Origin of the sequence: Arthrobacter sp. HMWF013 (assembly GCF_003061105.1) — a bacterium.
In the GTDB taxonomy this organism is placed as follows: domain Bacteria; phylum Actinomycetota; class Actinomycetes; order Actinomycetales; family Micrococcaceae; genus Arthrobacter.
The window spans coordinates 1,366-7,306 of the sequence record NZ_QAIQ01000181.1; the positions used below are offsets into that span (position 1 = coordinate 1,366).

Here is a 5,941-nt window from a genome sequence, read left to right on the forward strand (position 1 = left end):
CCTCCGAATCCTGCTGGACCCACAGGTAGCCCACGCGGAATCCCCGCACCATCAGCGGAACGCAGATCCGGCCCAGCATTCCGAGATCCGGGTTGGCTGGGATCGCCAACGGACGCACCGCCGTCGCAATGCCATGGGAAAGCTGCCAGGCGCTGACATCGGCCGGCACCCTCTTGCTCAGCAGGAAGTTGACCCGGACCCGGTCCGCGTGGGCCTGGTTGGAGCTGTAGGCGAGCAGCAGGCCGTCCAGATCTTCCAGCGAAAGTCCGTGTCCCAGCTTCCCGGCCACCTGTTCCACAAGCTGTTCCACATCCTGCTGCTGCATGGGGCAACACTACTGCTTTGCGGGCCGCGGCGACGAACGGACACGAGGCGACACCTGACGCCCTCAGGCTGAACAAATGTCGAGCACTGTGGGATGAAAACCGCGGAATGGCGCGGATGCCGCCCTGGGGCCAATCCCTCTTTCCTGTCGACTGGGTCACATCCGGATTTATTCTGGAAGTACGAATTTTCCCGCGATTCCGGGCCGCTGGCCTGGTGAACATGGAGCCCAAAATGATCATCGGTGTCCCCAAAGAGATCAAGAACAACGAATTCCGCGTGGCCATCACCGCCGCCGGCGTCCACGAGTTCCGCACCTACGGCCACACAGTCCTGGTGGAGCGCGGCGCAGGTCTTGGTTCCGGGATCACGGACGAGGAATACGCCATCGCCGGCGCCGAAATCGTCGCTGCCGCGGACGATGTCTGGGCCCGCGCCGACATGGTCATGAAGGTCAAGGAACCCGTAGCAGCGGAATACCACCGCTTCCGCAAGGGCCTGATCCTCTTCACTTACCTGCACCTCGCGGCCGAACCGGAACTGACCCGGGAACTGATCAACTCCGGCGTCACCGCCATCGCCTACGAAACCGTCCAGGATGGCCGCGCACTGCCGCTGCTGGCCCCGATGTCCGAGGTCGCCGGCCGGCTTTCCGTCCAGGTTGGCGCCACTTCCCTGATGGCTCCCGCAGGCGGCAAGGGCGTACTGCTCGGTGGCGTCCCGGGTGTCCGTCCCGCCAAGGTAGTTGTCCTCGGCGCTGGCGTTGCCGGAACCAACGCTGCGGCCATGGCCCTGGGCCTGGGTGCCGACGTCACCATCCTGGACATCAACATCAACCGCCTCCGTGAACTCGATGCCCAATACCAGGGCCGCCTGAAGACCGTGGCCTCGAACAAATACGAGATCGAGAAGTCAGTGGTGGACGCCGATTTGGTGATCGGTTCGGTGCTGATCCCCGGCGCCAAGGCCCCCAAGCTGGTCAGCAACGAACTGGTCTCCCGCATGAAGCCCGGCTCCGTGCTGGTGGACATCGCCGTGGACCAGGGCGGCTGCTTCGAGGACACCCGCCCCACCACCCACCAGGAACCCACGTACAAGGTGCACAACACCATCTTCTACTGCGTGGCCAACATGCCCGGCGCGGTGCCCAACACGTCCACCTACGCGCTGACCAACGTCACGCTGCGGTACGCCGTTGCACTGGCCAACCTGGGCGTCAAAGCCGCCTTCGACCGCGACCCCGCCCTCGCCGCCGGCCTCAACATCGCAGCCGGACATGTGGCACACCACTCCGTCTCCGAGGCCCACGGCCTGCCGCTCGTAGCCGACTGGCACGAACTGGTCTCCGCGTAAGGCCCTTAGTGCCACCCGAAACGGCGGCCATCCCCGCGTGCTGCTCCTTCGTCGCTCTGACGCACGCTTCCGGATGGCCTCCGTTTCGGCCGTTAACGCACCTTTGCAGCCAGTTCCCGTGCCTGCTCGATTAATTTGAGGGCCTCTACCGGCCCTGCGGGTTCTACCGGGACGGGGAGGACTGAGGCCGAGCCGCCGTCGAGGATCTTCTGTGCCAGCAGCCGGTAGAACTCGGGGTAGGCACCGCGCTCTGTGGGCAGTGCCTCGAGATGGCCGTCGCGGCCCAGTGCTCCCGCCCATTCCGGCGCTTCGACGCCGAACTCCTCGTCCAGCGGGCTGCCGCCGGCCACGATGTACGGCTCCTGCGGGTCGATTCCGTGCTTGGTGAACGCTCCCGTGGACCCGAGGATGCGGAAGCGCGGACCCTGCTGCGCGCAGAGCATGTTCATGCTCAGGTGACTGGTCACGCCGGACTCGTGGTTGAGGACCAGGAAGACGTCGTCGTCCACTTTCTCGTGGGGACGGCGCGCCTGCAGCTCAGCGTGGGCCACAGTGGCCGGGCCGAACAGCAGGAGTGCCTGGTCAATGAGGTGCGTGCCCAGGTCGAACAGCACACCGCCTCCGTCCGCTGCCGTGGCGTCTACCTTCCACGCCTTTGCGGTGTCCGGGGACCACCGTTCGAAACTGGACTCAAAGCGGGTCACGCTTCCCAGGGCTTCCCCGGCCAGCAGCTTCCGGACCGTGAGGAAATCCCCGTCCCAGCGGCGGTTCTGGAAGACCGTGAGTACGCGGCCCAGCCGTTCCGCCAGGGCGATCAGCTCCCGTCCCTGCGCGCTCGTGACGGCAAAGGGTTTGTCCACCACGACGTCGAGCCCGGCCTCAAGTGCAGCCTTGGCCAGCGGGTAGTGGGTGGCGGGCGGGGTCCCCAGCACCACCACATCAAGCTCGCCGGCCAACGCAAGAACAGCGTCGCCGTCGGGCACTGTTTTGGTGCCCGGGTACCGCTCCGTGACGGCAGCCTGCCGGCCGGCGTCGGACGTAGCGATGACGTCCAGCGAATAGTGGGGGTCCGCCGCAATCAGCGGCGCGTGGAAGACACTGCCGGACAGGCCAAAGCCGACGACGGCGGTGCGGAGGGTGCGGTTGGTGCGGAGGGTGTGGTTGGTGCGTTCAGGTTCGGTGCCGGTCATAGCCCAACGCTACCCCGCCACCCTCTCTCACTCGATGTGCCTTAAATGCACACGCTCTCTCACTTCCTTCAAGGAAGTGAGAGAGCGTGTGCCCAAAACCTGCATTAAGTGAGAGAGCGTCCCGGGGGTGGGGTGGGAGTTACTTCTTTTCCCAGCCGATGGTGGTCCAGTCCGGAACCTGGGAGAGGCTCTGGAACAGGGACGGTCCGTAGTTGGCCAGGCCGGTGCGGACGAACGAGATCTGCGGGCCGTTCATCACAACACCCATGGAGAAGTACTTGGCCATGTGCTCTTTTTCAACTTCCATGGCTGCCTTGTTGCGCTCCACGTTGTCCTCGATGGAGGCCAGGTCAGCGATCTTCTTGTCCAGTTCAGCGTCGCCGAGGCCGTTTTCGTTGACCTTGGAGTCGTAATACTGCTTGACGGCGTCCGTGGCGTCCGGGCCAACCGTGTAGCCGGAGACACTCATGTCGAAGTCGCGTCCGCCGATGACCTTGCCGAAGTCGGCAGAGGCGCGCTGGTCGATCCCAACGTCCATGCCGCCGGCCTGGAGCTGCTTCTGGAGGGTCTGGGTGAAGGCGAGCGTGGTGGGATCGTCACCGAAGTTGCTGATCTTGAACGCGGCCGGCTTGCCGTCCTTCTCCATAATGCCTGCGGCGTTGGCGGTGTAGCCGGCGTCGGTCAGGACCTTCTTGGCTGCATCCGCGCCCGTTTCCTTCACAGGGTAGTTGTCCTGGTAGTACTCGGAGAACGGCAGGACCATCATGGAACCGGAGCTGGGCTCTTCCCAGTTCAGGCCATTGAAGCGGACCTTGCGGAGGGCTTCGCGGTCAACGGCGGCGAAGATCGCCTTGCGGACTGCCACGTCGGTGATCTTCTGGGCGTTGATGTTCATGCCACCGGCGAAGAGACGCTGGCCGCGGCGGACCTCGGAGTCCTTGGTGCCTTCCAGCTGCTTGTACAAGGAGATGGTGTTGGCAGACATGCCGTCGATCTCACCGTTCTTGAAGGCTGCGATCTGGGCGCTGGTTTCCAGCTGCCGGAAGACCACGTTTGCCAGCACGGGCTTGGTGCCCCACCACTTGTCGTTGGGAACGAGGGTTACCGTCTTGGCTGCAGTGTCGTACTGGTCCAGCTTGAACGGACCGGCCATCCACTCAGGGTGCATTTCGCCAACGAAGCCCTCGTTGAAGATTTCGGGGGTGTTGACGGCCGGGTGGATCAGGCCGAAGAAGAGGGAGTCCACCGGGTAGACCGGCTGGCTCGTCTTGACGATGATTTCCTTGTCGCTGCTGCCAGCTTCAACGGACTCAACGAATTCGTAGGCTCCGGAGCTCACGATGTCGTAACCGGCATCCGGGCTCTTGAGGATGTTCCAGGTGTTCTGGAAAGCCTTGATGTCGATGGGAGTGCCATCGTTGTAGGTGGCCTTCTCGTTGACCTTGATGGTGACGGTCTGCTTGCCGTCCTTGACTTCGCTCTCAACCGACTCGCAGAAGTCCTTGTTCGGCGTGACCTTGCCGATGAAGTCGACCTTCCAGCAGCCGCCGATGCCGCCGCTGTTCACAGCCACCGGGTTCATGGGGATCTGCAGTGCGGAGTTGTCGGCGCTGTTGCCGTTGTTGGAGAACCCGTTGAAGTCCGGCCCGATGTTGCCAAGCGGCAGGGTGACCTTGCCGCCGGGCTCGAGGTCCGCCGCAGGCTTCTCGTTGATGCTGATCAGCTTGGAGAGGTCGCTGCCTGACTCCTGCCCCTTGGCAGTCTCCGGTCCGGTAGACGTGCCTCCACCGCCGCAAGCAGTCAGCGTCAAAGCAGCCGCTATGGCTGCCGCTCCGCCAATCTTGGTCAGATTCTTCATGGTTTTCCCTTCATTGGTGCGAGTGGTGGTGCTTGTGGTGGGTCGAAAAAATCTAGGGTGCATGGGGTTCCGCGGTTTCATGGACCACCAGCATGTCCTCGTCCAGTTCGCCGTCCGGAAAGAAGCAGGCGAACTGCTGGTCCAGGACCGGAACCGGCCCCGCTTCCAGGGCTTTCACTGCCGCCGAGGGCTGGACAGCCTCCAGCGGCGGCTCCAAGGTGAGGCATTTCTCCTGCTTGGCAGCAGGGAGCGCAGCGAACACAGGGCAGCGGGTGGCGAAGTTGCAGCCCTTGGGAGCGTCCAGTGGCGATGGCAGGTCACCTTTGAGGATGATCCGCTCCCGCGTGCGTTCGAGCTGCGGGTCAGGGACGGGAATAGCGGAGAGCAGCGCGCGTGTGTAGGGGTGGCGCGGGTTGTCGAAGACCCTGTCCACTTCCCCGATCTCCACGATCTTCCCGAGGTACATGACCGCCACGCGGTTGGAGATGTGCCGCACCACGGAGAGGTCGTGGGCCACCATCAGGTAGCTGAGGCCCAGCTCCGCGCGCAGCTTGTCCAGCAGGTTGATGACGCCGGCCTGGACGGACACGTCCAGGGCGGACACGGGTTCGTCCAGCACCACCAGCTTCGGGTTCACGGCCAAGGCACGGGCGATGCCCACGCGCTGGCGCTGGCCGCCGGAGAACTGGTTGGGGAACCGGTTGACGTGATCGGGCTGCAGCCCCACCAGCTTCATCAGCTCCATGATCCGTTTCCGGATGGCTGCCTTGTCCATCCCGGCGTTCTGCAGGGGTTCGGCCAGGACCTCGTACACGGTGAAGCGGGGGTCCAGAGCGCCGGTGGGATCCTGGAAGACCATCTGCAGCTCGCGCCGCATGGCGCTCCTGGTCCTGGCGTCGGTGGCTTCCTTGTTGCTGAGGCCGCCGATCCTCACCTCGCCGTCCTGGTCCTTGTGGAACTCCATGATTTCCAGGAGCGTGGTGGTCTTGCCGGAGCCCGACTCCCCCACAATGGCGAAGCATTCACCCTCGCGGATGTCGAAGCTGAGGCCGTCCACGGCCTTGACGGTGCCGATGCGCCGTTTCAGCAGCGCGCCCTTGGTCAGCGGAAAGTGCTTGCGCACATCCTTGAGCTCCAGGACCGTGGCGCGTTCCGCCCGGGGGATGGCGTCAAAGCCGGACACCGGAACCGGCGGGGCCGAGAAGATTTCCAGGAC

The 5,941-nt window shown here is 64.2% G+C and carries 4 protein-coding genes and 1 pseudogene; 1 reads left to right on the plus strand and 4 read right to left on the minus strand.

Going from position 1 to position 5,941, the window contains the following annotated elements; translation table 11 throughout:
- Window positions 1-325, minus strand: a pseudogene (locus DBR22_RS24390) (PucR family transcriptional regulator); the annotation flags it as partial.
- A gap of 233 nt (window positions 326-558) precedes the next feature.
- Between DBR22_RS24390 and ald the strand changes: the two are divergent.
- Entirely contained in the window at window positions 559-1,677 is a 1,119-nt protein-coding gene (gene ald, locus DBR22_RS08000) for an alanine dehydrogenase (protein WP_108598579.1), read from the plus strand.
- Window positions 1,678-1,769: 92 nt separating this feature from the next.
- Here the strand turns inward: ald and DBR22_RS08005 are convergent, their stop codons facing one another.
- From DBR22_RS08005 to DBR22_RS08015, 3 genes are all read right to left on the minus strand, one after another.
- On the minus strand, window positions 1,770-2,867 hold the full coding sequence (locus DBR22_RS08005; protein ID WP_108598577.1) for a Gfo/Idh/MocA family protein: 1,098 nt from the start codon (window positions 2,865-2,867) through the stop codon (window positions 1,770-1,772).
- 139 nt (window positions 2,868-3,006) lie between these two features.
- Window positions 3,007-4,725 (minus strand): ABC transporter family substrate-binding protein, encoded by a 1,719-nt coding sequence (locus tag DBR22_RS08010; RefSeq protein ID WP_108598578.1) that lies wholly within the window; start codon window positions 4,723-4,725, stop codon window positions 3,007-3,009.
- Window positions 4,726-4,777: 52 nt separating this feature from the next.
- Window positions 4,778-5,941, minus strand: a 1,164-nt coding sequence (locus tag DBR22_RS08015) for an ABC transporter ATP-binding protein (protein WP_146187427.1), incomplete at its 5' end; no start/stop codon positions are given.

Coding starts and splice junctions, on each gene's coding strand:
- DBR22_RS08005 (WP_108598577.1), bottom strand. CDS start 2,867: ATGACCGGCACCGAACCTGAACGCACCAACCACACCCTCCGCACCAAC.
- DBR22_RS08010 (WP_108598578.1), bottom strand. CDS start 4,725: ATGAAGAATCTGACCAAGATTGGCGGAGCGGCAGCCATAGCGGCTGCT.
- ald (WP_108598579.1), top strand. CDS start 559: ATGATCATCGGTGTCCCCAAAGAGATCAAGAACAACGAATTCCGCGTG.